This is a genomic window from Streptomyces sp. CNX435 (assembly GCF_059570575.1).
On the sequence record NZ_JCANTA010000046.1, the window covers coordinates 1 to 24,372 of the forward strand.

Consider the following 24,372-nt stretch of genomic DNA (forward strand, 5'->3'; position numbering starts at 1 on the left):
CATCGTCGCGTCGGCAAGGCCCGCGATCACGCCCGCGGCCGAGCCGCCGCCGTCCTTCGACAGCAGATACAGGGTGTCCCGGCCCAGTGCGTGCTCGTGCGGATTGAACTGCGGAAGCTGTGGATCGGGCATCACCCAGGCCGCGATCTCCGGATCGAGCAGGCAGGCCACGCACTGCCGGGCGGTTTCGTAGATGCCGTCGCGGGTCTCCACCGCACCCCGGACCGTCCCCTGCAACTGCTCGGCCATAGCGGTCAGGCCGGAGTCCCGCAGCAGGTCGACCGGGGTGCGGTCGGCGGGGTCGGCGAGCCAGGCCAGCAGGTCGTGGAGGGTGGCCCGGCCGCGGGCGGCGGCGAGGAACAGGGCGGTGAGGGTGTTCTGGGCCGCGGAGATCCAGAAGTCCTTCTTCGACTGGTCGTCGTTGACGGAGGCGACGAAGTGGCCCGCCAGGCGGCGCGCGCCTTCCATGGTGTGGCAGTCGGAGAGGATGTCCCACCACATCGCGCGCGGGGCATGGGCGATGCCCTGCGGGTCGAACGTCCACACCCGGCCGGCCTTCTCGCGTTCGGCCCGCGTGACGGCGTACACGTCGGACTTGTTGGAGGTCAGCAGCACCGCTCCCTGGGCACGGAGTACGCGCGGGACGGCGATGCCGGTGGACTTGCCGGCGCGCGGGGCCATCAGGTCCAGCTCCACGTCCTCGAACGAGGAGCGCAGCACCGGGCCGCTCGGGTCGAGTTCGCCGAGCAGGTTGCCCGTCTCGTCCGGGTGCAGGTCGCCCCGGCCTTTGAGCGAGGGGCGCAGCTCGCGGGCGCGCTTCGCGATGCCGTCCGGGCACAGCGCCGCCAGGTCCCGCTTCCCGGCCAGGCCCTTGGACCGGTTCGTGAACCGGATCACCCGGTGCACGGCCAGTACCCCGGCGGCGCCGGCCAGGCCGAAGACCAGGGCGATGCCGCCGGTCACCGCGGCCGGTGACGCGTCCGGCCAGAGCGTCGCCGGACCGTCGGAGAGCAGGGTGGTGAACGTCGCCATGGTGAACGGCGGGGGATCCCAGCCCGCCCCGGTCAGCACGGCACCCAGGGACCCCCCGAGCCACATGCCGCCGAACACCACCGCGCCCACGCCCGTCACCATGACGACGGCCCAGGGCATCAGCTCGCTGCCGTACGACTTGCCGTTTGATGCGCCCCCGCTCATCCGGTACGCCTCCCGGCCGCCGCCGGCTGCTTGGAGAGGTCGGGGACGCGCCCCGACGCGCTCGTGGCGACCGGCTTGTTCGGTGCCCAGCGCTTGTTGGTGTCGTGCAGGTGCCGCTCGGTGTCGGTGATGGCGACCTGGATCGGGATGCCGGGCCGGCCACCGACCTTGATCAGGAACCGGCCGCGGCCGGGCGGCTCCGCGTTGTCCCCGCGCGCGGCCCAGCCCGGGGGCGAGGACCAGGAGGAGACCAGCTCGATCTCCCGCCGGGACAGGCCGACGACCCGGCCCAGCTCCTCCATCTCCTGGCGCGGCAGCCCCGCGCACACCACCATGCCGGCGCGTTCGACGAAGCCGCGTGCCTTGACCCGGTCGGCGTCGGTGCCCAGCGCCTCGGCGTCCTTGAGAGTGTGGGTGATCTTGGCGTCGCCCAGGCCGAGGGTACGGTTCAGCCGGGTCAGGGCGTCGATGCGGTCCACGATGCCGGAGGCCGCGCGCAGCGGGCGCCACAGCTCGTCGAGCACGGTGAAGAACCAGCGCCGCGGCCGCAGCCCGGCGTCCGCCAGCGCGTGCGAGGCGGCCACCGTGCCCAGTCCGTCGGACCAGGCCGCCAGCATCGCCGCCGCGGTGAGCTGCGTGTCCGCCTCCCCGATCCGGGAGATGTCCACGCACACGGCGGGGGCGTCCAGGTCGATACGGGTCGAGGTCTCAGCGCCGAACGTGTCCCCGAGCGGCCCGTCCAGCACGCCCAGCAGCGAGCGGTGCAGCGGGTCCACGGCGTCGCGGTAGCGGCTGTCGTCCCCGCGGTCCAGGGTCACCGCCCGTACCCGGTCGGGGCCTTCGGCGAGGATCCGCAGCAGGTCCGGCAGGAGGGGCTGGCGGCCCGGCGGCGTGCGCTCGCGCAGGTGGTGCAGCGCCGCGGAGAGCACCGACTGCTCGTGGTCGTCGATGGCGTGGTCGCGCACGATGGTGATGAGCGCGGCGACCATGTTCAGGACGCGGCCGTGCGTCTCGATGGCCAGCGTCCGCCCGGCCTCGCCGCCGATGCGCTTCGCGGCGGCGCCCATGGCGCCGGGGTCGAGGACGTTGATGCCGCCCACCCCGCGCCCGATGGACAGGACCTGGCCGCCCAGGGCGCGCACGGTGTCGGCGTAGTCGGGCTTCAGGTCGCCGAGCACCAGCGGGACCACGCCTGTCGCGGCCAGCCCGATGAGCATGCGGTTGACCAGGGTGGACTTGCCCAGGCCCGGCATGCCGAGCATGAACAGCGAGGGGTTGGAGATGTACTGGGCGCGGGTGAACCACGACAGCGGGTCGCCGCACACGGTGGCGCCGGTGAACAGGTGCTGGCCCAGCGGTACGCCGATCATGGGCGCGCCGGAGCCCGCCGCGAACGGCCACAGCCCGCAGGCCTGCACGGTGGTGGCGCGCCACATCGTCGGTGGGTCCACGTTGGCGACCTGGCCGCCGCCGGGCCCGGGCCAGCCGCGCGGGCTGGGCGGGTCGGTTCGGGTTCTGGCGGGCGTCCTCGTGTTCGCCGCCCTGGCCTTCTTCGTCTCGGACTTCACAGCGCTTCCTTCATCTCGCGCGGCACCAGCGTGTACTCCCACGGCAGGATCCCGGTCGGCAGCGTGCAGCTGAACGCCGCCGCCTGCATCCGGTCGGCCGGGCGCATCGACAGCCGTGCCCCGGCCAGCAGGTTGCGCACGGTCGTGGTCGCGTCCGCCACCTCGGCCTCGCTGTCCACCGTGATCGTGACCATCAGCGAGAACTCCACCAGGCCGGCCCCGGTCGCCTCCTCCACCGCCGTCTGCTCGGCGGCGCGTACCTCGCTGGCGGCGCGCGCCTGCACCAGGCCGCGCTTGGAGGTGGCCATGAACTGCGCGGCCCGCCGGTCGGCTTCGACGATGCGCGCCGAGGTCGCCGGGTCGATCGGCCGGTACAGCAGCGCCACCCGCTTACGCCGGGTGCCGGGCGCGTCTTCCAGCAGTCCGCGCAGCACCTGGGCGCGTACCGTGCCGCGCGGCGCGAGGGTGAGCATCCAGGTCCGCGACACCCCCGAGTCGTGCTGGTACGAGGTGGCCGTTTCGACGGCCGCCGCGGGACCCGCGTCCTCCCACTCCAGACCGGTGCCGCCGTCGACGGCGCGGGCCTCCAGGACGTCCCCCGCCACGGCCGGGTCGTACGCCACCCGGACGACCTCGGCGATGCGCTCGGCCGACAACGGGGTGGCGGGCCCGCCGCCGGCGCTGACCACTCCCGCCAGCAGGCCGGGGATGCGGGTGGCGAGGTCGGCGACGACGTCGTCGGTACCGCGCCGCTGCCCGGGGGGCGCCCCGTAGGTCAGCGCGAGGTAGGTGTGCATCTCCGACGACGCGGCCGGGTACCGCTCGACGACCTCCTCCATCACGGCCCGTGCCGCCGGCGGGGCGTCCGGGCTGATGCGCGGCAGCACCTCGGCGGCCAGCCGGGTCCCCGTGTCCGGGGCGGTCTCCACCACCACGGAGGCTCCGCGCAGACCCGGCTCGCTGGAGAGCCGGGCCAGCCAGTGGCCCCATGCCGCCACCCAGTTGTCGATCTGGTCGGGGTCGACGAGGGAGCCACCGTCCGGGTCGCAGCCCAGCACGATGGTGTACAGGTTGCGGCTGCGGTGGTGCACCACGCCGAACGGCTGGTCGTAGGCGTCCCTGCCCTCCAGGACTTTGACCCGGCTGAGCAGCCCCGGCGGGCGGTAGTTGCCGCCCGGCCGCGGGGACAGCGGGCCGGAGACGTAGGTGGTGACGCCCTTGGCCTTGCGCTGGTACCAGCCGATGCGCATCGCGAGGAGCTGGTACGCGTTGCGCCCGTCCTGGGTGCGCACGGCGAGCGGCAGCAGGATGAACGCCTGGAGTACGACGAGCGCCAGCGTGAACGTCAGCGAGACCAGCGAGGCCAGCAGATCGATGATGATCCCGCCGAACAGCCCGACGGTGCCGAGGAGCCCGAACGGCCCCAGGCCGGGCCGCCGCGGCCGGCGCCAGTTGCCGTAGGTGGGGTCGACGTGGGCGACTTGGGTGGACATGGTGGTACCTGTTCTCCCTCTCGGTCGGGGATGGTGGGCGGCAGTTCAGCGGGGCAGCGGTTCAGCGCCCGTCGTCCTGGTTGGCGCCCTCGATCCCGCTCCTGGCGACATCCGCGCTGCCCTTGGCCCGCTGCGCCACGAAGGACGCCACTCCGATCGCGGCGGTGATGCCGGCGCCGACGCCCTTGGCGGCCATCTGGCGACCTGACCCGCCGCCGCCTCCGCCTTCGGAGCCGCCGCCGCCTCCAGAGGCGCCCGAGGGGCCACCGCCTTCAGAGCCGCCACCGGAGCCACCGCCTCCAGAGCCGCCCTTGGAGCCGCCGCCTCCGCCGCCCCCTCCGGAGCCGCCGCCTTCACCGCCGCCCCCGCCGCCGCCCGCGCCGCTGGCCGCGGCGCCGGCGGCGCCCTTGGCGGCGCCGGAGGCAGCTCCGGCCGCGCCGCCGGCTATGGCACCCGTGGCACCCTTGCCGCCCGCCTCGGCGAGCGACTTCGCACCGGAGGCGGCGCCTCCCATGACGCCCATGGTCTGCTGGCCGACCGAGTCGCCGCCGAGGGCGGCCGTCGCCGGGACGATCACCCTCATCAGCGCCGGCAGGGCGATGCCCGACAGCAGCAGCACGCCCATGCCCGCGATCTGCACGTCGGCCTGTCGTTCCTCGTTCGTGTCGTAGATCATGACGGCGCCCGAATAGAAGATGAGACCGATCAGGGGCTTGTACAGCAGCCAGGCGACCATCCAGCCGAGGTGCTTGCGCCACCACGAGCCGCCCCATTCCGTCATGGACGCGGCGGCGGCGAGGGGGAGCGTGCCCATCAGGATGATCATCACGCCGAGCCGGATGTACAGCAGGATCGTGTGGATGATGCCGGCGATGATCAGGAGACACCCGATGATCAGCATCAGCATGGGGTGGACGCCCGAGCAGTCGATGCCTCGCAGCAATTGCGAGAGAGCCTTGGCGAAGAGGTAGTCGGAGTACGTGCTCATGAGGTCGGCGAACGCGACGATCACGGTGGTCGCCGCCGCACTGACCACGACGACGCGCAGCAGGCCCTTCATCGCCATCGTGCCCGATTCGGCGCGCCGGTCCAGAGCCATCTTGGCGGCGGCGAAAAGGAGTGATCCGATCGCGAGATAGATGATCAGCCACCGTATTTCGCTGGTGATCGTCTCCGCCGAATCCGGGTCCACCGTCCTGGGGTTGCCGATTCCCTGGAAGATCTCCAAGGCGCCGCGCATCGCGATCTGCCCGATGGCCTCCATCATCTCGTCGACGGGGTCACCGAAGATCAGCTTGAAGAAGTCGATGCTGCCTGTGCACTTGTCGCCGATGTCGTAGTCGTCCGACTGCGCGAGGTGTTCCAGGTCATGTTGTGCCATGTCACGCTCCCCAACTGACGAAACCGTCGGGCGTCGCCTGTGTCCCCGGCGAATAGGCGTCCCCGTCGGCCTGGGGAGCCACCTTCCAGTCACCGTCTCGCCAGCGCACGTTCACCGACATCGACACGTGGCCGCCGAGGCCGTCCGCAACGAGCAGCCGCACGTTCGCGGCGTCGCCCGAGTACGACGTCAGGGAGAAGCCCGCGAATCGCGGGACGGCGCTGTTCCCCGGATCCGTCCCCTCGGCCGCCTCCCGTTCGCGGACGAACGTGTCACGTGGCTCGCCGGGCACGACCTGCTGTTCGGCCACGGTGCGCCAGGCGGTGCCGTTCAACTCGACCGGAATGACGTGCGCCGCCATCACCGCTCCCAGGGGCGTGCGGGCAAAGCACCACCACACGCCCGCGTCGAACCGCAGGGGCCCGGCGGACGGTGAGGTGGGCACCGTGAGGTCGCCGAGTTTCTTCCACTCGGCGTCCTGTGGTGCGGCGGTCGGCTGGGCGGTGTCCCGGTCGTCGGTGACGCAGCCTTCCGGCCGCCCGTCCGGCCCCTGCCGGACCTGCTGCGGATCGCCGGGGGAAAGCGGGCCGACGAGGCCGTCCAACGGGCCCCGGCCTTCCGCCGCGGCATCGGCGTCCCGCCCGCTCGGGTCGCTCGTCAGGATTCCCACGATCGAAATGACCACCAGGAAGCCCAGGAGGGCGGCGGAGTTGATCCAGCCGCGCTGTTTGTAGAAAGGCCCGTCAGGCGGGGCCTTTTTGCGTTTCCAGGGGCCGAACACGTCGATGCCTTCTCCCGCACCCGGCGCCTAGCTCTCCTCCTGGTCACCGAAGAAGAACGTGACGATGGGGCCGGCCGTGGCCACCAGGATGCAGCCGCCCAGAACCATGCCCAGGCGGCTCATGTGCTCGGAGCCCTCGCCGCGCTTCATCGACACGGCCATCATGACTCCGGTGACGATGATGCCCACCACGCCGGCGGCGGTGCCGGCCCAGGCGGCGATGCCCAGCACCGTGCCGACCGCGTCGGAAAGCTCCGTCGGGGCATCCCGCGTCACTTCGGGGACCTCATTCGTGCCCTCCTGGGCGAGGTAGCGGTGGCCGTCCCTGTAGGCGGCAGACAGGATGGTCTTCATGGTTTTCTCCGGTGTGAGGGTGAGTCGGGGACGAAGTACTGCTATTTGTTGACGAGATAGGGATCCACCACGAATTCGATGAGCGGCCCCGCGGTGGATCCGAGGATGCAGGCGCCCATCACGATGACGCCCCCCCGGTATATGTGCGCGCCCTCGCCCGGTTCGCCACGGCGAAACTGAAAGGCAAGCTGAATACCGAGGATGAGCAGCCCCGCGACGGCGCAGGCCGTTACGCACCACGCGAGGAGGCCGAGCAGGTCGCCCGCTCCGGCGGCGACCGGGTCGAACTGGCACTCCGGGTTGGCCTCGCAGTCCGCGCCGGGCTTGAACTCGTCGGGATCGACCGGCTCCGCCAGCGTGCGGGAGTCCAGCGGGTTCATCGCAGCCTTCCCGCATGCCCGGCCGGCGCCGAGACGAGTGCGGCCAGCGCGCGCACTTCCCTCGGCGGCCGCTCGATCTCCTGGCCGGTGCGCCAGGCCGGGATCCAGGGAATGCGGCGAACCTCGGCCGCCGAGCGCAGGACGCGTACGCGCTGGCCGAGTTCGCGCGGCAGCCGCCCCGGCGCGTCGGCGACGAGCACGACGGCAAGGAGTTCCACCCCCGCCGGGTGCTCCGCCATGCGCAGCGCGTTCAGCGTCTGGGACGCCGCCCGGATGCCCGCGGCATGGGTGCGCGCGACGAGCAGTATCCGGCCGGGCTCGCCCTCGGCCCGGTCGGGCCACCGGCGGCCCACGTCCGCGCCGCCGAGCGCCCGCGCGAGCGTGCTCGCGCCGGCGCCGCCGTGCGCGCTGACCCAGGTGACCTGATGGTTCTGGGACCGCGACGGCCTGCGTTCGGCCGGTTCCGCGGGCCAGAACGCGGTGCCCGGCGCCGAGCGCCCCGATGACGTGGCGGGCGCGGTCCGCGCCGGGACCCGCGGGATCGGCGCGGTCGGCGCCGGGACCCGCGGAATCGGCGCGGTCGGCGCCGACGCTTGCGGAATCGCCGCCGGAGTCCGCGTGGTCGGCGCCGGCGCGGGCCCGGCCGGCAGCGGGTCGTCCGGTTGCGTGGTCGGTCCGCGGACCCACATCTGGGAGCCGGCGGACGGCGCCGAAGGGACGCCCATGTGCCTCCCCCTTCCCTGGCTTCTTCGTTCGCTTCGCGTACTGCGCGGATCGGCTTTGAACTGATGAGCCGCCGTGTCCGTTGCGGCATGCGGGCTCGCGGTGATCCGTCGCACCGCCCACCACGGGAAAAGTGGCGGCGCGGTTCAAGGACGCCGGGATCCGTGTCGTGCAGCCGAGCGAGCATCGAGCGAAGAGGAGGCGACCGCCATGGCCGAGGACGAAGGGAAAAGCTCCGACCCGGTGACTCTCCTGCTGATCTTCGGCACCGCCACGACGGGCCTGGGATGCGTCAGTTTCATCATTTTCATCATCCTCTTCCCGATCGCGACGTTTCTCCTGCTTGGCATTGCGAAGACCTTTTGGCCCCTCGTGATCTTCTGCAAGATCTTCCCCGTCTGCGGAGGCGGAGGCGGAGACGGAGACGGAGGGGGCGACGACAAGATCTCGCTGGTCGTCGAGGGCAACGGGAAGCAGGAGCTGTACTCCCCCACCGTGCCCGTCGCCTGGGTGACGGAGGTCCGGGACGCCGGGCGGGAGTGCACCGAGATCGGCCCCATCGTCATCGCCGCACAGATCCAGTTCGAGTCCGGGTGGAACGAGAAGCTGCTCGGCCCCAATGGGGAAGAGGGCCTCTCCCAGCTCCCCCCGGACAAGTTCGACGAGTTCGGCGGGGACGCGGACGACGACGACGAGTCCTCGGCCATGGACCCCGAGGACTCGATCGCGGCGCAGGGCAAGTACATGTGCTCGCTGGCCGAGGAGATCGGCGTGCTGCTCGACAACGGTCAGGTCGAGGGGGATCCCCTCGACCTGGCCCTGGCCGCGTACGACGTGGGCCTCGATGTGATCAAGGACGCGAAGGGAATCCCGGAGGGCTCCGAGACGAACGGTTACGTCTACGGCATCAGGTCCTTGTTCCCCTTGTACGCCGGCGTCGAGAAACCCCCGGACGGGGAGACCTACCCATCGCCGTCGCCGTTCCCCTCCGAGCCCGGGGACATCCCGGACGGATTCTGACCCGCACAGCAAGGAGCCAGCACGTGTTCGGCAGACGGAGCCGCCAGAACCGGCAGGACCACGACGTACGCGATGCATACGACGGCACGCTGCAGTGGCCGCCGACCCCCCTCGCGGTGCTGATCCGCCGCGACGGCAGCGCGCTCGTCGACGGCGAGCCCCTCCGCGTTCCCGACGGCGAACCGGTCCACGCCGCGGTGCTCGACGCGATGCAGCGCCACGCGCAGGCCCGGGGCGAGCCGGTCGAGGCGGCGATCCTCGACCGGAACGAGGGCGCGATCACCCATGTCGAGGTCGCCCCCGACGGATCCAGCCGGATCCTGGGCCAGGAAGAACACGACGAGGCGCCCAAGCCGGAACCCCGGCCCCTGGCCGCGGATTCGCCGCCCGGGACGTCGGCGGCCGAACGGCCGTCTCCCGAGCCTCTGCCCGCCGCCGAGCCCCGGCCCGCCGCCGGGCCGCGGACCGACGACGCGCCGCGGCCCGCCGGCGGCACCATGCCGCTCCCGGCGCACGTCCCCGCCGAACTCGCCGAACTCGCCCAACTCGTCACCGACTCCCTGGACAACGGAGCGCCGGAGCGGGCGGCGGCGGTCGCGTTCCGGCTGCGGCAGCACGCCGTGCGCACCTTCGGCGCCGAGCACCCTCACACCGTCGAAGCGCGCGCCCTGGAGGCGTTCGTCGCCGACCAGAGCGGGAACCACCGCTTCGCCACGGCCACCGGCCTCGAACTCGCCCGGATCCGCCACCGGTTGGGCGATCCCCGGGCCCACGAGGAGCTGAGGCGTGCGGTCGCCGCGTGGTGGCAGATCGACGACGTGCCGTCCGCCGTCGAGCAGGGCGGGGCGCTGCTCGACGTGTGGTCCACGCTCGCCGCACAGGACGGCCCGACAGCGCAAGACACCGAACTGCCGCACCTCGTCAATCGCCGTATGCACGCCCTCGCCACCGCGGCGGCCACCCGCGGGACCGGGGCGGCCTGAGAGCGAAAGGCGCAGGTCAACGGCCGGCGACGGCGGGCGTGCCGGGGTGCGGAACCGGCGCCGCACCGGTGCGCGGCACCCGGCTTCGGCGGGCCGCGCCGGTTGCGGGCCGGCCGCGTCGTAAACCGGTCGTCAAGGCGGTGTGGAACACGGGTCGCAAAACTCCGCGCAGCGGGACCACTGACCACGGTCCCCGACCTCCACCTCACGAGGTCACGGAGTGAAGGAGTGCGACCTTGAGCTGGACCGTCATGGGTTCCACGGGATCTGTCACCGCCCGGGAACGAGCGCTGCGCACGCTGTACGAAGAACAGGCCGGGCCGCTGCACAGCTACGTGCTGCGACTGCTGGGAGGCGATCGCCACAAGGCCGAGGACGTGGTGCAGGAGGCCCTGCTGCGCTGCTGGCGGACTCAGGACCTGGAGGGCGACGAGCCGCTGCGGCCGTGGCTGTTCCGGGTGGCCCGCAATCTCGTCGTCGACGACTACCGGCTGCGCATGGCCCGGCCCCGGGAGGTCGACGGCACCGCCTGGCTGGACGACTTGCTGGCGAAAAGCGACGACATCGACCGGGTGCTGTCCTCGATGCTCCTCAAGGACGCGTTCCGGGCGCTGTCGCCCAAGCACCGGGAGGTGCTGTACGAGACGTACTACACCGGCAGGTCGACGCGTGAGGCGGCCCTCGTGCTCGGCATCCCGCCGGGCACCGTCAAGTCGCGCCTGTACCACGCGGTGCGGGCGTTGCGCATGGCCCTGGGCATCGTGGAAACCGCCGACGGGGAGGTCGGCGGGAAACCGGCCTGGGCGTACTCGTCCGCGGCGTGACCCGGGCCTGTCCCGGGCGTGTGATGTCGCGTCATGTCGCCGCCCGGATGTCCTGCGCCGGCCGCTCCCAGGAGCGCGTCGGACGCCGCCGCTGCACCGTGCCGGCCGGGTCCGCCGTGGCCGGCGTCGCCGCGGGAGAGTCCACCGCGGAGGGCGCCGGTGCTGGGGATGCCGGTGCGGAGGGCGCCGGTGCGGCGGGCCGGTGCTGCTGCTGCGGTCCGCCCTCGTCGCGGGCCGCGGTCAGCCTCGCCTGGTGTTCCAGTACGGCGGCGAGCGCCTCTCCCGTCTCGCCCGGAAGCTGGTTGCGCAGGCGGACCATGGCGTCCCCGGCGGACAACGCGGTGTCCACGTCCGTGATCCCCATCCAGAGAGTCTCCGCGCGGGTCGCCGCGGCCTCCGCTCGCTCGCCCTCCCCCCGGTAGTGCCATCGCTCGGCGATGTCGCGGAACAGCTTCAGGCTGCCGACGGCGTCCCCGGCCACCGCCGTGACGCGGGCCCGGACCTCGCGGATGCGCAGCGCGTCGGAGTCGGACACCCCGAGGCTGCCGGAAGCCTGCTCGTCAAGCCGCGCGGCGAGTGCGGCGGCCTCGTCGATACGGCCCGCCTTCAGGTGTTCCGTGACCTGGGCCAGGGACTCGGCGTACGCGCCGGACTCAGGCTGCGCGCCGGCAGGAGGCCGGTCGTCGCGTTTCCTGGACGTTCTGGCACGCCGTCCGCTCGGCGCCTTGCCGCGTGGTGCACCGCCCGGCAGCTCCCCCACCGTTCCGTCGGGCGAGATCACCAGGTGCCACACGGTGCCGTCCGCCTCGGTGGCCTCGGCCCGCACCGCACGGCCGAGCCGGCCGGCAGCGGCGGCCACCTCGGCGACGGCCGCGGCGCGGGTGGGATGCCCGGCGACGGGCACCAGCGGACCGGAGGCGGTGATGCGTCCGTCGTCGTGCACGGTGAGGGCGTAGACCGGCCACGAGGGCACGTCCGTGGACTCGGTGGACTCGGTCTCGGTCGACTCGGTCGACTCGCGTGTCGTATGCATGAAGGATTCCTCCGGCGGTGTCGCTGTGCGGGTCCGGCTACTGGAAGAAGATGTCGTCGACCCGCCACGCTTCACCGGCTGCCTTGCGCGTGAGCTGCACGTACGCCGGGACGGTGGCGGGCTCGCCCGTCCACCCGTCGCGCCCGCGGGGAGTGGTGGTGACGGCCCACTGGCGCCACGCCTCGGTGTCGGTGTCGGCGGGCTTGGCGGCGTCCTCGGCCTTCTGCAACGCGACGGTGGTGTAGGCACGGTGACCGGCCCACTCCTGCCACGGGGCGCCGGGGGCCGCGCGAGGGCGGTGCTCGCTCAGGCGCGCCGCGTACGCGTCGGTCAGCCAGCCCGCGCTCGCGGCCCGCGCCTCGGCGTCGGACGGGCCGCGGTCGACCGTGGTGTCGAACGTCCTCATCACCGTGAGCGCGCCCTTGCTGACCACGTCGGCGTCGGCCTGGTCGACGTCGTCCGGCTTGGGGACGCCTCCCTTGGGCGTACCCCCCGAGCCCGCGGGCAGCGGCGCGGCCTCGGCGGCGTCGGACGGGGTCGGGTACGGGCCGGTGCCGGTCGCGGCGGGAGCCGAGGGCGTCGCGGGTCCCTGCCGCGCGCCGTCGGTACCGGAACCGCACCCCGCCGCGGTGAGGACCGCGGCGAGTGCCATCGCAGCCGCCGCGGTGGCACCGCGCGTGCCGGAGGGAGTCATCCGAAGCGCCTCACATTCTGGGGTACGCCGTCGTAGTAGGGCTCGTCGAGGTTGCTGATCTTGACCACGTCGCCGGTCTTCGGCGCGTGGATGAGCTGCCCGCCGCCGAGGTAGATGCCGATGTGGTCGTAGCTGCCGTGCATCTTGAACCCGATGACGTCACCGGGGCGCATGTCCGCACGCGGCACCGGCTCGCCCTCGGTGACCTGGAGCTGGGAGACCCGCGGCAGCAGTACGCGACCGCCGCTGGCGTGGTAGACCGCGTACTGGACGAAGCTGGAGCAGTCGAACCCGACCGTGCCCGCGCCCTGCGCGAACCCGCGGGACGGGCCCTCGGGACCTCCGCCGCCCCACGAGTACGGGGTGCCGAGCCACTCCTTCGCGTGGGCCACCACCCGGTCGCCGAACGCGCCGCCGCTCTCGGCCGGCGCGCCGCCCGTGAAGTCGGCCATCGACTCGATGATCGCGGCGACGTAGCCCTGGGTCTCCGGGTACGGCGGCACGCCGCCGTACTCCTCGACCGCACCGGGGCCGGCGTTGTACGCGGCGAGCAGCAGCCGTGTGGTGTCGCCGCCGAGGGCCAGCTCCTCGACCTTGCCGGCGAGCCAGCAGTCGTAGCGGGCCTGGGTCATGATGGCGTCGCCCGGGGTGAACGGGTCGGCGACGCCGTCCGGTTGGGCACTGCCGTCCTTGCTCGCCGCGTCCACGCCCCACGTCTCCCAGGTGCCGGGGATGAACTGGCTCAGCCCCTGGGCGCTGGCGGGGCTGACCGCGTCGGGATTCCAGCCGGACTCCGCGTTGATCTGCGCGGCCAGCAGCGGAGCACTGACCTCCGCGCACTGCGTGCTGGCGCGTTCGATCCACGGCACGAACTCGTCGGGGACGCGGCCGGCGTCGAGGGTGGTGGCGAACCCCGTGGGCGCTGCACCCTGGCCTGGTTGCCGCTCCACGGCTCCGCCCAGCACGGACAAGCCGACCACGGAACCGAGCAGCCCCAGGACGGTGCAGCCCGCCACCAGCATCGCCGATCTCGCCCGAGCGGTGAGACCGCTCATGTCCAACCCCCCCAACGCAACTTGCCCTATCTGCCTGACTTGTTGAGAACTTACTGCTTGTGCAGTATTGATAACTTATGCATATACTTGGGCCGTTGCGTCAGCAGAAGAAGGTGATTTCGTGGCAGGGGATGGGTGGGCTGCCAATCCCTGGTTGCCGCGCCCGCGGCCTTCAGGGGGCATAAACGGGAAACCGCGGCGATCGGTTCAGGGCGCCCCGACGGACCTCACCGGCCCGGCCGCCCCCCAGGGGGCCGGAGTGCCCCCGCCCGAGCAGGCGCTGCCCGTCGCTCCGCCCCGACTCGGCGACAATCGCGCCTGGTGGTGGCTGGGCGTGCACGGCGGCGCGGGGGTCAGCACGCTGGAGCGGGCCGTGCCCGGCGGCCGGGATGCGGACCGCGCCTGGCCCGCGTCCGTACGGACCGAGCCGGTCGTGCTGGTCGCCCGCACCAGCGCGCACGGCCTGGAGGCCGCGCGGAACGCCGCGCAGCAGTGGGCCTCGGGCATGGTCACCGGCATCGACCTGCTCGGCCTCGTCGTCGTCGCCGACGTCCCCGGCCGCCGCCCCAAGGTCCTCCAGAACCTGGTGCGGCTGGTCTCCGGCGCGGTGCCCCGGATGTGGGAGATCCCGTGGGTGGAGCCCTGGCGGCTCGGCGAGCCACCCCTGTCGCACCTGCCCAGGGAGTGCGCGCCGCTGACGCGCGACCTGGCCCGACTCACCCGACCCGTGTAGAGGGGAACCGCGTTGTCCAGTCTGCCGGCGGCCGTCCTGTCGGACGTCTCCACGTACGTCACCCATCTCGGCCACCTCGCCGCCGCCTCACCGCAGCCCTCGGGCGTGCCGGACGTGGGCGAGGGCGAGGCGCCGCCCGGGGCCGATGACCTGCTGAAGGTCCTGAAGTGGGTGGCCTGGTCCGTCACCGCCCTGTGCGTCGCGGGCATCTTCGGCGTCGCCGCACGCATGACGGTCGACCACTCCCGGGGCGGCGGCCGTGAGCACGCCAGGGGGCTCGGCTTCGTCCTGGGCGCGTGCGTGCTCGTCGGCTCCGCCTCGGGCATCGTCGGCGCGCTCGTGTGACGAGACGGCCTTCGGGCCTGGGCCCCCGGTCAACTGACCACGCAGTCACCTGAAGTGAGACCACCGAGAATGGGGAAGCGACCATGACAGAGCCCGGCAGCCGCGCCGCGGCCGATGAGCCGCGCAGTCCGTGGCTGCGCGGCGGCTTCGTCCTCGCCGCCGCGTTCATCGGCTTCGTCGCCGTCATCGGCGCCGTGGTCGCCATCGGCCCGGACAACTCCGGCACCGACGCGGACCCCGGCGGACCGGCCGCCGCGGAGTCGTCCCGCGCCGCGACGGCCGGTCCGCCGGGGTCCGCGCCCGCCGACGACGGCTCCCCCTGCCCCGAGTTGGCCGACGAGCAGCAGGACACACCCGTCTCCGCTCCCGACGGGGTGACCTGGACCCTGTATCGCGCCGTCGCCCTCCCCTCCTCGAAGACGGCCGGGCCCGCCGTGGCCGGCGCGGACGTGGCGCGCTGCTACGCGCGCACGCCCGTCGGCGCCCTGCTGGCCAGCAGCCAGATCAGCGTCCGCTACCTGGCCGCCGACGACTGGCGGGAGGTGACTCTCGCGCAGACCGTCGGCGCGGGCCGTGACACCTACATCGAGGACCGGTCCGCGGCGGAGGAGACCGCGCCCCCGGACGCGGAGGACGGCGCCCACGGGCAGATCGCCGGGTTCAGGTTCGTCACGTACCGCGACACCGCGGCGGTGATCCAGACCGTGTGGCGGTTCCCGGACGGCCGCATGCAGGCCGCCACCACGACGATGCTGTGGCAGGACGGCGACTGGAAGCTGGAGTACCCGGCAGAACCCGCGGCCCCCACCCCGGTCGACTCGCTCGCCGGCTACACCGCATGGGGAGGCGTGTGATGGCGGGCTGTGACTTCGGCTTCGTGTCCCCGACGGTCGGCGGCTACTGCGTCGGCGACGGGGCCGGTACGGCACCGCAGGACCTCGGTGGCAGTGCGTTCGACGACATCGCCGAGAGCGCCGCGCAGGCGGCGAGTACGACGGTCAAGGCGCTCGGCAGCGCCTGGATGGATCTGGGCGGTCCGGACCTGAGCGACGACGGCGGCCCGGTGGCGTTCCTGCGCGGCTCCACGCTGTGGCTCACCTCGTTCGCGGCCGTGCTGTGCCTGCTGGTCGCCGCGGGGCACCTCGCCTGGCAGCGGCGCGGCGAGCCCGCCCGGCAAGCCCTTCAGGGGGTGCTCAACCTGGTGGTGGTCTCCTCGGCCGGGGTCGCCACCGTCAATCTGCTGACCGCGGCGGGAGACAAGTTCAGCGTCTGGATCATCGACAGGTCCACCGGCTGCCGGCAGATCAGCGCCGCCGGGGAGCCGGTGGCCGAGTGCGTCGCCGAGTTCGACAAACGCACCTCGGCGATGCTGGCCCTCGGCGGCACGGACTCCTCGTTCCTCGTCCTGACCATGGCCATTCTGGTGCTCGCCGGCAGCGTGGCGCAGATCGCGCTGATGATCGTGCGCCTGGCCATGCTGGTGATCCTCACCGGCACGCTGCCGCTGGCGGCGGCGGTCAGCGGCACCGCCGGCGGCCGGGTCATGTTCCGCAGGTTCGCCGGCTGGCTGATCGCCTTCGTGCTGTACAAGCCGGCGGCTGCCGTGATCTACGCCGCGGCGTTCGCGATGACCGGCCGGCGGCAGGAGAACGAGGTCGTCTCCATGGTCTCCGGGGTGGTGCTGATCGTCCTCGCCTGCCTCACCCTGCCCGCGCTGATGCGGTTCGCCGCCCCGGTCGCGCAGGCGGCGCTCTCGGGAACGGGCCGCGCCGCCGGGGCGTCCCCCGCGGGCGGTGGTGCGACCGCGGCCACCGGGGCGCTGTCCGTACCGCACCTGCGGAGCCTGGCCGCCGGCCGGTCGGTGTCGGGCGCCGCCGTCGCCCCCGGCGGATCGAGCGGCGGAGCGCGCAACGCCGCGGGGGCGGGCCCCGCCGCCCGGGGCGCGGAGCGGCCCGCCGGGGCGCCGGACGCCGAGCGCACCGCCAAGGACCCCGCCCGCCCGGGGGATCCGGACGACACCGAGCAGACGCGCCCGTACGAGCGGGAGGAGCCGGAGCCCGTGCCCGTGCCGTCCCGCCGGCCCACCGACGACCAGCAGGAGGAGCACCGTGGCAGCCACTGAAGCGCCCACCCCCCGCACCTACGGCAACTTCCGCAAACCCCGCACCTCCGGCCTGCGCGGTCTGTCCCTGGGGGCGACCCTGCTGCTGTTCTCCGGGCTGGCCGTCGTGGTGCTGCTCACGCTGATCTCCCTCTGGATCGCGCTGGCCGTGGCGGTCGGTCTGGTGGTGCTCATGGCCCCGCTCGCGGTGAAGGACCGGCACGGCCGCACGCTGATGCAGCGCGGCGCGGTCCGGCTGGCGTGGTGGCGCACCTCCTCCTCCGGCGGCCACCACTACCGCTCGGGCCCGCTCGGCCGGGCCGGCTACGGCACCTGCCGACTGCCCGGCCTGGCCGCCGAGTCCAGGCTGACGGAGGCGCGGGACGGCTACGGGCGCCCGTTCGCCGTGATCACGATCCCGGCGACCGGGCACCACACCGCCGTCATCGCCTGCGACGCGGACGGCGGCGCCCTCGTCGACGAGCAGCAGGTCGACACGTGGGTGGCCCACTGGGGCCAGTGGCTGTCCGCCCTGGGCGCCGAACCGGGCCTCGTCGCCGCGAGCGTCACCGTGGAGAGCGCCCCCGACTCCGGAATCCGGCTTCAGCACGAGATCGACGCCGCCGTCGCCGACGCCCCCGGCCTCGCCAGGGCGATGCTGGGTGAAGTCCTGGCCGCCTACCCCGCCGGTTCCGCGCAGATCACCACGCGCATCGCCCTGACGTACTCCGGCGCGGCCCGCCCCGGCACTCCCCGCCGCACCGCCGAGGACATGGCGGTGCACATCGGCACCCGCCTGCCCGGCCTCACCGCCGGGCTGTCCATGACCGGCGCCGGCACGGCCGTACCGATGACCGCGACCGAACTCGCCGAGTCGGTGCGCGTCGCGTACGACCCGACCGTCGCGCCCTTGGTGGAGGAGGCACGGGCCACCGGCGGCACGGGGCTGACCTGGGATCAGGCCGGCCCCATGGCGGCCCAGGAGTCCTGGGACCACTACCGGCACGACGGCGCGTTCAGCGTGACCTGGGCCATGACCGAGGCCCCGCAGGGCGAGGTGTTCTCCAACGTCCTGACCGGCCTGGTCCAGCCCAACCGCGACATCGCCCGCAAGCGGGTCACCCTCCTCTACCGCCCGCACACCCGCGCCGAGGGCGCCCGCGTCGTCCAACAGGACTACAAGAACGCCCTGTTCAACGCCCAGCAGTCGCAGGTCGGGCAGGCCCGCGACGACGCGGAGGTCACCTCGGCACGCCGGACCACCGAGGAACAGGCCCAGGGGCACGGGGTGATCCGCTTCGGCCTGCTGATCACCGCGACGGTCAGCTCCGCCGGGGAACTGGCGAACGCCGCCGCGGCCGTGGACAACCTGGCACCCGCCGCCCGCATCGCGGTGCGGCCCGTCTACGGCTCCCAGGCGGCGGCGTTCGCGGCGGCGCTGCCGCTGGGGCTGGTGCTGCCGCTGCACACGGCCGTGCCGCAGACCGTACGCGACGCGGTGTAGCGGGACGAGGAAGAAGCAGAGGAGAGTTTCGATGGCACGTAAGACCAGGGAACCCCGCGAGCCGCGCCCCAGCGCCCGGGGCTGGCCGGGACCCGGCGGCGGCACGGTCGGCTACGTCGATCCCGCACCCGAGTGGCGCGGCACGTCCGTACAGGTCTGCGGCCTCTGGCCGTTCGGCGCCGGAGCCGGCACCCCGATGGTCGGGGTGCCGCTGGGCCGTGACCTCGACTCGGGCGCCACGGTGTGCTGCGACCCGGTGTCATGGTTCACCCGTACGAACCTGCTGGCCAACCCGTCGATGTTCGTGCTGGGCCGGCCGGGCCTCGGCAAGTCGACCGCCGTACGGCGCATGGCCCTCGGCCTGTCCGGCTACGGCGTCCACCCGCTGATCTTCGGCGACCTCAAGCCCGACTACGTCGACCTGATCCGCGCGATCGGCGGCCAGGTCATCAGCCTCGGCCGGGGCCGCGGCAACCTCAACGTCCTCGACCCCGGCGAGTCGGTCCAGGCCGCGGCCCGCCTGACCGGCGACGCACGCCACCGCCTGCTCGCCGACATCCACGGCCGCCGCCTGCACATGGTCTCCGCGCTGGTGACCATCCTGCGCACGGAGCCGCCGACCGACCGCGAGGAGACGATCCTCTCGGCGGCACTGAACGTCCTGGACGACCGGCACGCGAAGGGGCGCGTCCCCGTACTCGGCGACCTCGTGCAGGTCATCAAGGACGCGCCGGAAACGGTGCGTTCCGTCGCGCTGGACCGCGGCGACATCAACCGCTACCGGGACATCACCGAGAACCTGGAGGCGTCGCTCACCGCCATGCTCGGCGACGGCCGCCTGGGCGGCACGTTCGCCCGCCCGACGACGGAGGCGATGAAGCTGGACCGCCCGGTCTGCTTCGACGTCAGCGGCATCGACGACGGCGAGGTCCTGCTCCAGGCGGCGGCGCTGCTGTCCTGCTGGTCGTACGGCTTCGGCGCGGTCTCCGCGGCACACGCGCTCGCGGACGCCGGTCTGGAGCCGCAGCGCAACTACTTCCTGGTCATGGACGAGCTGTGGCGCGTCCTCCAGGCGGGCCGGGGCCTGGTCGACCGCGTCAACGCCCTCACCCGTCTCGACCGGCAGCGCGGCGTGGGCCTGGCCATGATCACCCACAGCATCGACGATCTCCTCGCCCTGCCCACGGCGGAGGACCGCACCAAGGCGAAGGGCTTCGTGGAACGGGCGGGCATGGTGATCTGCGCGGGCCTGCCGCCGGCGGAGATGCCGCAGCTCGGGCAGGTCGTGGAGCTGACCGAGGCGGAGAAGCGCCTGCTGGTCGACTGGTCCACCCCACCCGCGTGGGACGGCACGCACAGCCGCCGTGCCGACCCGCCGGGTCTCGGCAACTTCCTGATCAAGGTGGGCAGCCGCCCCGGAATCCCCCTGCACGTCGACCTGACGGCGGCGGAGCTGGAGGTCAACGACACCAACAAGCGGTGGAACAAGTAGGTGGACCTGTCCTCATGCCGCGTTCTCATGCCGTGTTCTCATGCCGATTGAACCGCTTGGCGCCTTTTTCCGTGGAGTTGGCAAGGCCGTCTGCCACCGGCGGACCTGCCAGCCGGGACCGGACCCGGCCGCCCCCCGCAGTGTCGGGTCCGGTCCCCTTGCCCGGGCGTCACGGCCGAGTCGTGGTCGTGTCCGTGGGGCGCGGAGCCCCCTCCGGGCCGGCGGCGGGATCCGGCGCCGCGCCCGGCTCGCGTTCGTCCAGGCTGCGGAGCCTCCCCCGGATCTCCGCGGCGTCCGGATGGTCGAACTCCTTCAAGATCGCAAGAGCCTGCCGCCAACTGGTGCGGGCCGCCTCCGGTTCGCCCGCGGCCAGCTGGACGTCGCCGAGGTGGTACAGGGTCTGGCCCTCGCCCGCGCGGTTGCCGACGTCCCGGTGCGCCTTGAGCGCCCGGTGGTAGTGCTCGATCGCGTCGTCGTGGCGGTGGAGCCGTTGCTGAAGGGTGCCGAGGACGTCGAGCGTGACGCCTTCGACCCAGCGGTTGTTGCTGGCGCGCAGGACGGTCAGCGCCTGCTCCAGGCAGTCGACGGCCTCGTCGAACCGGTCGAGCCGCCGGTAGGCGTCGCCGAGGTTGGCCAGGGCGATGCCCTGGCCCCAGGAGTCGCCGCTGGCCCGGTGGAGTGCCAGGGCCCGGCCGCAGTACTCGACGGCCTCGTCGGGCCGGCCCGCCTGGAGGTAGGTGTGGCCCAGGTTGGACAGCGCCCGGGTTTCGCCCCGGGTGTCCCCGAGTTCTCGCCAGAGGGTCATCGACCGGCGCAGGTGGGTGACGGCTTCGTCGAACTTGTCAGTCGAGCACAGGGCGGCGGCCATGTCGCCGTGGCTCCACGCCTGGCCCTCCCGCTCGTCGCCGTCGTGGACGGCGTCCAGGGAAATCGTGACGACGTCCAGCCAGTCGTGGAGGTGGCTGCGCAGATAGAAGAAACCCCACAGCGCCGAGGTCAGCCGCCACGCCATGCCCGACCGGCCGGTCGCCACGGCCTGGTGCACCGCGGCGACCAGGTTGGCGCGTTCGGTCTCGCACCACTCCAGCGCCTGGTCGTACGCGGTGAACGCCAGCGGGTGGCAGCCGGGCGGCGGTGGGGCCATGGGCACCCGCCAGCGGCGCGGGGTGAGGTGGGGGTAGGCGGCGTCGGCGGTGTGCAGGTACCAGGACAGCAGCCGCTCCACCGCCCGGTCCCGCTCCTCCTGCGTCTCCTGCGCCTGTACGCGCTCGGTGGCGTAGACCCGCAGCAGGTCGTGCAGGGTGTAGCGGCCCGGTGTGTGCTCGATGAGCAGGTGAGCGCGGGTCAGCTCGGTGAGCAGGCCGCGGGCCTCGCGGACGGGCAGCCCCGCCAGGGCCGCCGCGGCCGGCGCGGAGACATCAGGCCCCGCATGCAGACCCAGCAGGCGGAACAACCGGGCGGCCGGCACCGACAGCGCCTCGTAGGAAGAGGAGAACACCGCCCGTACGTCCGTGTTGAGATCACCGCCGGCGAAGGCGTCGAGACTGCCCCGGTTGTCACGCAGCTCCTTGGCGATCGCCTGCAACGGGAACCCGGGGTTGGTGGCCGCCCTCGCGGCCACGATGGCCAGGGCCAGCGGCAACCGGGCGCAGCGCGTGATGATCTCCTTCACCGCCTCGGGTTCCGCCGCCAGCCGCGCGGCGCCGATACGACGCACCAGAAGACCGTGCGCCTCAGTGGGCGTCAGCGGATTCAGCGTCAGCGCATACGCTCCGTCGGCGATCAGGCGGGTGAGCTGGCTGCGGCTGGTGATGATGACCAGACAGCCGGGGGCACCCGGCAGCAGCGGCAGGACCTGCTCGCTGTCGCGGGCGTTGTCCAGCACGATGAGCATCCGCCGGGTCGCCAGCAGGCTGCGGTACAGCGCCACCTGCGCCTCCACCGCCGCCGGTACGCGCTGCGCGGGAACCCCCAGCGCGTCCAGGAAGATACGCACCGCCTCCGCCGGCGGCACCGCAGACCCCGTCGGATCGAAGCCGCGCAGGTTGATGTACAGCTGCCCGTCCGGATAACGGTGGGCGATCCGGTGCGCCCAGTGCACGGCAAGGGCGGTCTTCCCGATACCCGCCATGCCGCCGATCGCCGTGATCACCACCGTGGCCAGATGCTCCTCCTCATCGGGCAACACGGCCTCCGTCTGCGCCAGTTCGGCATGTCGGCCGGTGAAGCTGACCAGGTCGGAGGGCAACTGCGCCGGGCGAGCCGGCTGCCCGGCGGCCGGAAACACTCCCGCCTCGGCCTCTTCCTCCTCCTCTTCGCCGACCTCTTGCCGTACGGAGGGAGGGTGCAGGGAGGCGTCGGCGGTCAGGATGCGGTGGTGCAGCTCCTGCAGCGACGCGCCGGGGTCGATGCCGAGTTCGGCCACCAGAGTGCCGCGCGTCCTGCGGTACGCCGCCAGCGCCTCGGCCCGCCGCCCGGACCGGTACAGCGCCAGCATCAACAGCTGGCACAGCTGCTCGCGCAGCGGGTGCTCACCGGTCAGCACGCCCAGCTCGGCGATCACCTCGCTGTGCCGCCCGAGCTGGACATCGACCTCCATCCGGGTCTCCAACGCGGTGAGCCGCAGCTCCGCCAGCCGGGAACGCTCGGCCTCGGCCAGCGGCCCGGGCAGCCCGGCCAGCGGCACACCCTGCCACCCCTCCAGGGCGGCGCGCAGCATCTCCGCCGCGGCCGGCGCCCGGCCGGCATCGCGCAGCCGCTTCGCCTCCGCGACCCGCTGCTCGAACACGCCCAGGTCCAGGGCACGTTCCGCAACACGGGCCACGTATCCGTCCGCGGTCGAGACGATCACCTGCGGGGAAGCACCGGCATCCCGCCCGGGTTCCAGCACCTTACGCAGCCGCGACGCATAGGTACGTAGCACCGACAGCGCGGCGGACGGCGGCTCATCACCCCACACGGCATCGATGAGTTCGGCGACCGTGACCGACCGCCCGCGCCGCAGCAACAGCGCCGCCAGCACCACACGCTGCTGCGGCGAGCCCAGCGCCACCTCACGCTCACCGCACCACGCACGAACCGGCCCCAACACCGAAAACCGCAAAGACCCCTCAATGGCTGCGTTCATGAATCCGCCCAAGCGCTCTTCAGCGCGATCGCCTTGCTGACCGTCATGCCCCTGGCGATCGCGAACGTGGAACGGACCGGCGTCAGTGCCGCGCAGGCGGCCGGCGTGAGCATGCGGAGTGGGTGCCGCCGCGCTCCGGCGGCCTCGATGACAGCGTCCATACCCGCCAGGTTCCCGCCGGCCGGGCGCCCTCGGGGGTCCGCCCTCACACACGTCCGGGAATCGTCATCCGCGTTCACGGGCGACCCGAGCTGCTACGGCTGTTCTCGCGCAGTGTCCCGCAGCCGGGACACCCGGTCTGTGAAGCCCGTCGGCGGCTTGCGTCGCGTGCTCATCTCGTCGTTCCCTTCTCGGCCGTCACGTGCTGCCGGGCCGCGGGAGTCGCGTCGCCCGGGGCGACACACGAGACTCCGCGCCGGGGATGGTTGGGGAGCCGGATTGAGATTACCGCATGCGGAATGTGCAGCTCACCATGGCAGAGGGGCCAACCGCTCCGGCACCGCCTCGCAGAGAGGGGGAGAGGGGGGAGTGCCCTGCCGACCGCACTCGCCGTCCTGTGGGCCGACAGGGCCGGGCGACCACCGCGAGGTTCGAGGGGAACCCCGGGGACCGCCGTCGCAGTAGGCAACGGCTGGCGTGAGGAGACGGTTCACCGCTGTTCGCCGAAGGGCTGAACTGTTTGCCGGTGGGGCCCGTTGCGGTGTGCGAGGACCGTTGTGACGTCGTATCCGTGAGCGGGCCGCTTGACCGACCATGTCGGACTTGGGTCAGTTTTGCGCGGTCGGCCAGGCCGGGAGAAGCGCGAGGAAAGGGGTGGTCATGAGCGTGGGTGAAGAGCCGGACGAGCCGGGCGGGGAGAGCGGGCCTGCCGGACCCGGGGAGGCGGTGGGACTGGGCAAGGCGGCGTCCGGTGGGGAGCCGGGTGAGCCGTTGCCTCCGATCGCGGTGATCATTTCCGATGACGGGTGCGTCGAGATCGACGGGGTGCCGATGCCGGTGGTGGGAGAGGAGCCGGTGGACGTCGCGATCCTCGACACCCTGCACGGCTATGCCCGGAGCCGGGACTCCGCGGTGACCGCGACGATTTCGGATCCGGCCGCGGGTTACGTCGCGGTTGTCGAGGTGGCGCCGGACGGTTCCAGCAGGCTGCTGGAGCAGCACGGGCAGGAGGCGGACGCGGACGGGGTGCCCGGGTCCGCCGGATCCGGCGGGTATCCCGCTCCTCCCGGCCTCGACGCCGAGGCCCCCGACCTCTCCGACGTGGGCGACGTAGACGACGTAGGCGACGAGCCGGGCCTGCAGCCGCAGCCCGTACCGGCACTTGCGTCCCCTCCCGCTCCCGGCCCGGACCCCGACGAGGACGTCGGCCGGGGATTCGGCCGCCGGGGGCAGCGGAGCCAGTCCGACGACGAGTACCGCCCGCCCGGGTTGCTCAAGCGGCGCGCGTTCGTGGGGGCGGCGGGTGTCGCGGTGGCGGCCGTCATCCTCATACCGCTGATAGCGCTGGGCAGCTCGGGAGGCGGCGACCCGCTGAACCAGTCCGCCGGGACCGCCCAGGAGCCGGACGGGAGGCCGACGACGCAG

General features: G+C 73.0%; 22 protein-coding genes and 1 pseudogene. 10 read left to right on the plus strand and 13 right to left on the minus strand.

Annotated elements, in window-relative coordinates:
* The 8 genes from T328_RS35355 to T328_RS35390 all read right to left on the minus strand — a co-directional run.
* The coding region (locus T328_RS35355; protein WP_496500372.1) for a type IV secretory system conjugative DNA transfer family protein at positions 1–1,197 on the minus strand (1,197 nt) is incomplete at its 3' end.
* Entirely contained in the window at positions 1,194–2,648 is a 1,455-nt protein-coding gene (locus T328_RS35360) for a putative type IV secretion/conjugal transfer ATPase (RefSeq protein WP_496500393.1), read from the minus strand. The genes T328_RS35360 and T328_RS35355, both read right to left, overlap by 4 nt.
* A gap of 113 nt (positions 2,649–2,761) precedes the next feature.
* Entirely contained in the window at positions 2,762–4,258 is a 1,497-nt protein-coding gene (locus T328_RS35365) for an SCO6880 family protein (protein ID WP_496500373.1), read from the minus strand.
* Between the two features lie 61 nt (positions 4,259–4,319).
* Entirely contained in the window at positions 4,320–5,639 is a 1,320-nt protein-coding gene (locus T328_RS35370) for a hypothetical protein (RefSeq protein ID WP_496500374.1), read from the minus strand.
* Position 5,640: 1 nt separating this feature from the next.
* The gene (locus T328_RS35375) at positions 5,641–6,420 is read right to left on the minus strand and encodes a DUF8175 domain-containg protein (RefSeq protein ID WP_496500375.1); all 780 of its coding nucleotides are present in this window, start codon (positions 6,418–6,420) and stop codon (positions 5,641–5,643) included.
* Between the two features lie 27 nt (positions 6,421–6,447).
* A complete protein-coding gene (locus tag T328_RS35380; protein WP_496500376.1) occupies positions 6,448–6,774 on the minus strand; it encodes a hypothetical protein in 327 nt (108 codons plus the stop codon).
* Between the two features lie 41 nt (positions 6,775–6,815).
* Complete coding sequence (locus T328_RS35385; RefSeq protein ID WP_496500377.1) at positions 6,816–7,154, minus strand: hypothetical protein; 339 nt, start codon at positions 7,152–7,154, stop codon at positions 6,816–6,818.
* A complete protein-coding gene (locus tag T328_RS35390; RefSeq protein WP_496500378.1) occupies positions 7,151–7,879 on the minus strand; it encodes a DUF6668 family protein in 729 nt (242 codons plus the stop codon). The genes T328_RS35385 and T328_RS35390 overlap by 4 nt, the downstream gene beginning before the upstream one ends.
* A 208-nt stretch (positions 7,880–8,087) precedes the next feature.
* On the opposite strand from T328_RS35390, the gene T328_RS35395 reads away from it, so the two are divergent.
* The 3 genes from T328_RS35395 to T328_RS35405 all read left to right on the plus strand — a co-directional run bounded on the left by T328_RS35395 (position 8,088) and on the right by T328_RS35405 (position 10,704).
* Positions 8,088–8,897 (plus strand): transglycosylase SLT domain-containing protein, encoded by an 810-nt coding sequence (locus tag T328_RS35395; protein ID WP_496500379.1) that lies wholly within the window; start codon positions 8,088–8,090, stop codon positions 8,895–8,897.
* Between the two features lie 23 nt (positions 8,898–8,920).
* Positions 8,921–9,880: a hypothetical protein gene (locus T328_RS35400; RefSeq protein ID WP_496500380.1), complete on the plus strand. Its 960-nt coding sequence runs from the start codon at positions 8,921–8,923 to the stop codon at positions 9,878–9,880.
* A 236-nt stretch (positions 9,881–10,116) separates the two neighbouring features.
* Positions 10,117–10,704, plus strand: coding sequence for a sigma-70 family RNA polymerase sigma factor (locus T328_RS35405; RefSeq protein WP_496500381.1), 588 nt, complete (start codon positions 10,117–10,119; stop codon positions 10,702–10,704).
* A gap of 31 nt (positions 10,705–10,735) precedes the next feature.
* Here the strand turns inward: T328_RS35405 and T328_RS35410 are convergent, their stop codons facing one another.
* Genes T328_RS35410 through T328_RS35420 form a run of 3 tightly spaced genes read right to left on the minus strand, consistent with a single transcriptional unit; the run spans position 10,736 to position 13,486 of the window.
* The gene (locus T328_RS35410; protein ID WP_496500382.1) at positions 10,736–11,737 is read right to left on the minus strand and encodes a hypothetical protein; all 1,002 of its coding nucleotides are present in this window, start codon (positions 11,735–11,737) and stop codon (positions 10,736–10,738) included.
* A gap of 37 nt (positions 11,738–11,774) precedes the next feature.
* The gene (locus tag T328_RS35415; RefSeq protein ID WP_496500383.1) at positions 11,775–12,431 is read right to left on the minus strand and encodes a hypothetical protein; all 657 of its coding nucleotides are present in this window, start codon (positions 12,429–12,431) and stop codon (positions 11,775–11,777) included.
* The gene (locus T328_RS35420; protein WP_496500384.1) at positions 12,428–13,486 is read right to left on the minus strand and encodes a C40 family peptidase; all 1,059 of its coding nucleotides are present in this window, start codon (positions 13,484–13,486) and stop codon (positions 12,428–12,430) included. The genes T328_RS35415 and T328_RS35420 overlap by 4 nt, the downstream gene beginning before the upstream one ends.
* Before the next feature lie 259 nt (positions 13,487–13,745).
* On the opposite strand from T328_RS35420, the gene T328_RS35425 reads away from it, so the two are divergent.
* From T328_RS35425 to T328_RS35450, 6 genes are all read left to right on the plus strand, one after another.
* On the plus strand, positions 13,746–14,219 hold the full coding sequence (locus T328_RS35425) for a DUF6668 family protein (RefSeq protein ID WP_496500385.1): 474 nt from the start codon (positions 13,746–13,748) through the stop codon (positions 14,217–14,219).
* Between the two features lie 12 nt (positions 14,220–14,231).
* Positions 14,232–14,564 (plus strand): hypothetical protein, encoded by a 333-nt coding sequence (locus tag T328_RS35430; RefSeq protein ID WP_496500386.1) that lies wholly within the window; start codon positions 14,232–14,234, stop codon positions 14,562–14,564.
* Between the two features lie 83 nt (positions 14,565–14,647).
* Positions 14,648–15,418: a DUF8175 domain-containg protein gene (locus T328_RS35435; protein WP_496500387.1), complete on the plus strand. Its 771-nt coding sequence runs from the start codon at positions 14,648–14,650 to the stop codon at positions 15,416–15,418.
* Positions 15,418–16,686 carry a hypothetical protein gene (locus T328_RS35440; RefSeq protein ID WP_496500388.1) on the plus strand — a complete coding sequence of 423 codons (1,269 nt, stop codon included), beginning with the start codon at positions 15,418–15,420 and terminating at the stop codon, positions 16,684–16,686. Before T328_RS35435 ends, T328_RS35440 begins: the two co-directional genes overlap by 1 nt.
* On the plus strand, positions 16,673–18,169 hold the full coding sequence (locus tag T328_RS35445) for an SCO6880 family protein (RefSeq protein ID WP_496500389.1): 1,497 nt from the start codon (positions 16,673–16,675) through the stop codon (positions 18,167–18,169). The genes T328_RS35440 and T328_RS35445 overlap by 14 nt, the downstream gene beginning before the upstream one ends.
* Before the next feature lie 31 nt (positions 18,170–18,200).
* Positions 18,201–19,661, plus strand: coding sequence for a putative type IV secretion/conjugal transfer ATPase (locus T328_RS35450; protein WP_496500390.1), 1,461 nt, complete (start codon positions 18,201–18,203; stop codon positions 19,659–19,661).
* Between the two features lie 169 nt (positions 19,662–19,830).
* On the opposite strand, the gene T328_RS35455 is transcribed toward T328_RS35450, so the two are convergent.
* Both T328_RS35455 and T328_RS35460 read right to left on the minus strand, forming a co-directional pair.
* Positions 19,831–22,713 (minus strand): AfsR/SARP family transcriptional regulator, encoded by a 2,883-nt coding sequence (locus T328_RS35455; protein ID WP_496500391.1) that lies wholly within the window; start codon positions 22,711–22,713, stop codon positions 19,831–19,833.
* Between the two features lie 71 nt (positions 22,714–22,784).
* The gene (locus T328_RS35460; protein ID WP_496500392.1) at positions 22,785–22,949 is read right to left on the minus strand and encodes a hypothetical protein; all 165 of its coding nucleotides are present in this window, start codon (positions 22,947–22,949) and stop codon (positions 22,785–22,787) included.
* 658 nt (positions 22,950–23,607) lie between these two features.
* On the opposite strand from T328_RS35460, the pseudogene T328_RS35465 reads away from it, so the two are divergent.
* A pseudogene (locus T328_RS35465) lies at positions 23,608–24,372 on the plus strand (hypothetical protein); the annotation flags it as partial.

Bases quoted from the DNA above. Each gene is read 5' to 3' on its own strand.
- T328_RS35365 (WP_496500373.1), bottom strand. From the start codon at position 4,258: ATGTCCACCCAAGTCGCCCACGTCGACCCCACCTACGGCAACTGGCGC.
- T328_RS35370 (WP_496500374.1), bottom strand. From the start codon at position 5,639: ATGGCACAACATGACCTGGAACACCTCGCGCAGTCGGACGACTACGAC.
- T328_RS35380 (WP_496500376.1), bottom strand. From the start codon at position 6,774: ATGAAGACCATCCTGTCTGCCGCCTACAGGGACGGCCACCGCTACCTC.
- T328_RS35385 (WP_496500377.1), bottom strand. From the start codon at position 7,154: ATGAACCCGCTGGACTCCCGCACGCTGGCGGAGCCGGTCGATCCCGAC.
- T328_RS35390 (WP_496500378.1), bottom strand. From the start codon at position 7,879: ATGGGCGTCCCTTCGGCGCCGTCCGCCGGCTCCCAGATGTGGGTCCGC.
- T328_RS35395 (WP_496500379.1), top strand. From the start codon at position 8,088: ATGGCCGAGGACGAAGGGAAAAGCTCCGACCCGGTGACTCTCCTGCTG.
- T328_RS35410 (WP_496500382.1), bottom strand. From the start codon at position 11,737: ATGCATACGACACGCGAGTCGACCGAGTCGACCGAGACCGAGTCCACC.
- T328_RS35415 (WP_496500383.1), bottom strand. From the start codon at position 12,431: ATGACTCCCTCCGGCACGCGCGGTGCCACCGCGGCGGCTGCGATGGCA.
- T328_RS35420 (WP_496500384.1), bottom strand. From the start codon at position 13,486: ATGAGCGGTCTCACCGCTCGGGCGAGATCGGCGATGCTGGTGGCGGGC.
- T328_RS35435 (WP_496500387.1), top strand. From the start codon at position 14,648: ATGACAGAGCCCGGCAGCCGCGCCGCGGCCGATGAGCCGCGCAGTCCG.
- T328_RS35440 (WP_496500388.1), top strand. From the start codon at position 15,418: ATGGCGGGCTGTGACTTCGGCTTCGTGTCCCCGACGGTCGGCGGCTAC.
- T328_RS35450 (WP_496500390.1), top strand. From the start codon at position 18,201: ATGGCACGTAAGACCAGGGAACCCCGCGAGCCGCGCCCCAGCGCCCGG.
- T328_RS35460 (WP_496500392.1), bottom strand. From the start codon at position 22,949: ATGGACGCTGTCATCGAGGCCGCCGGAGCGCGGCGGCACCCACTCCGC.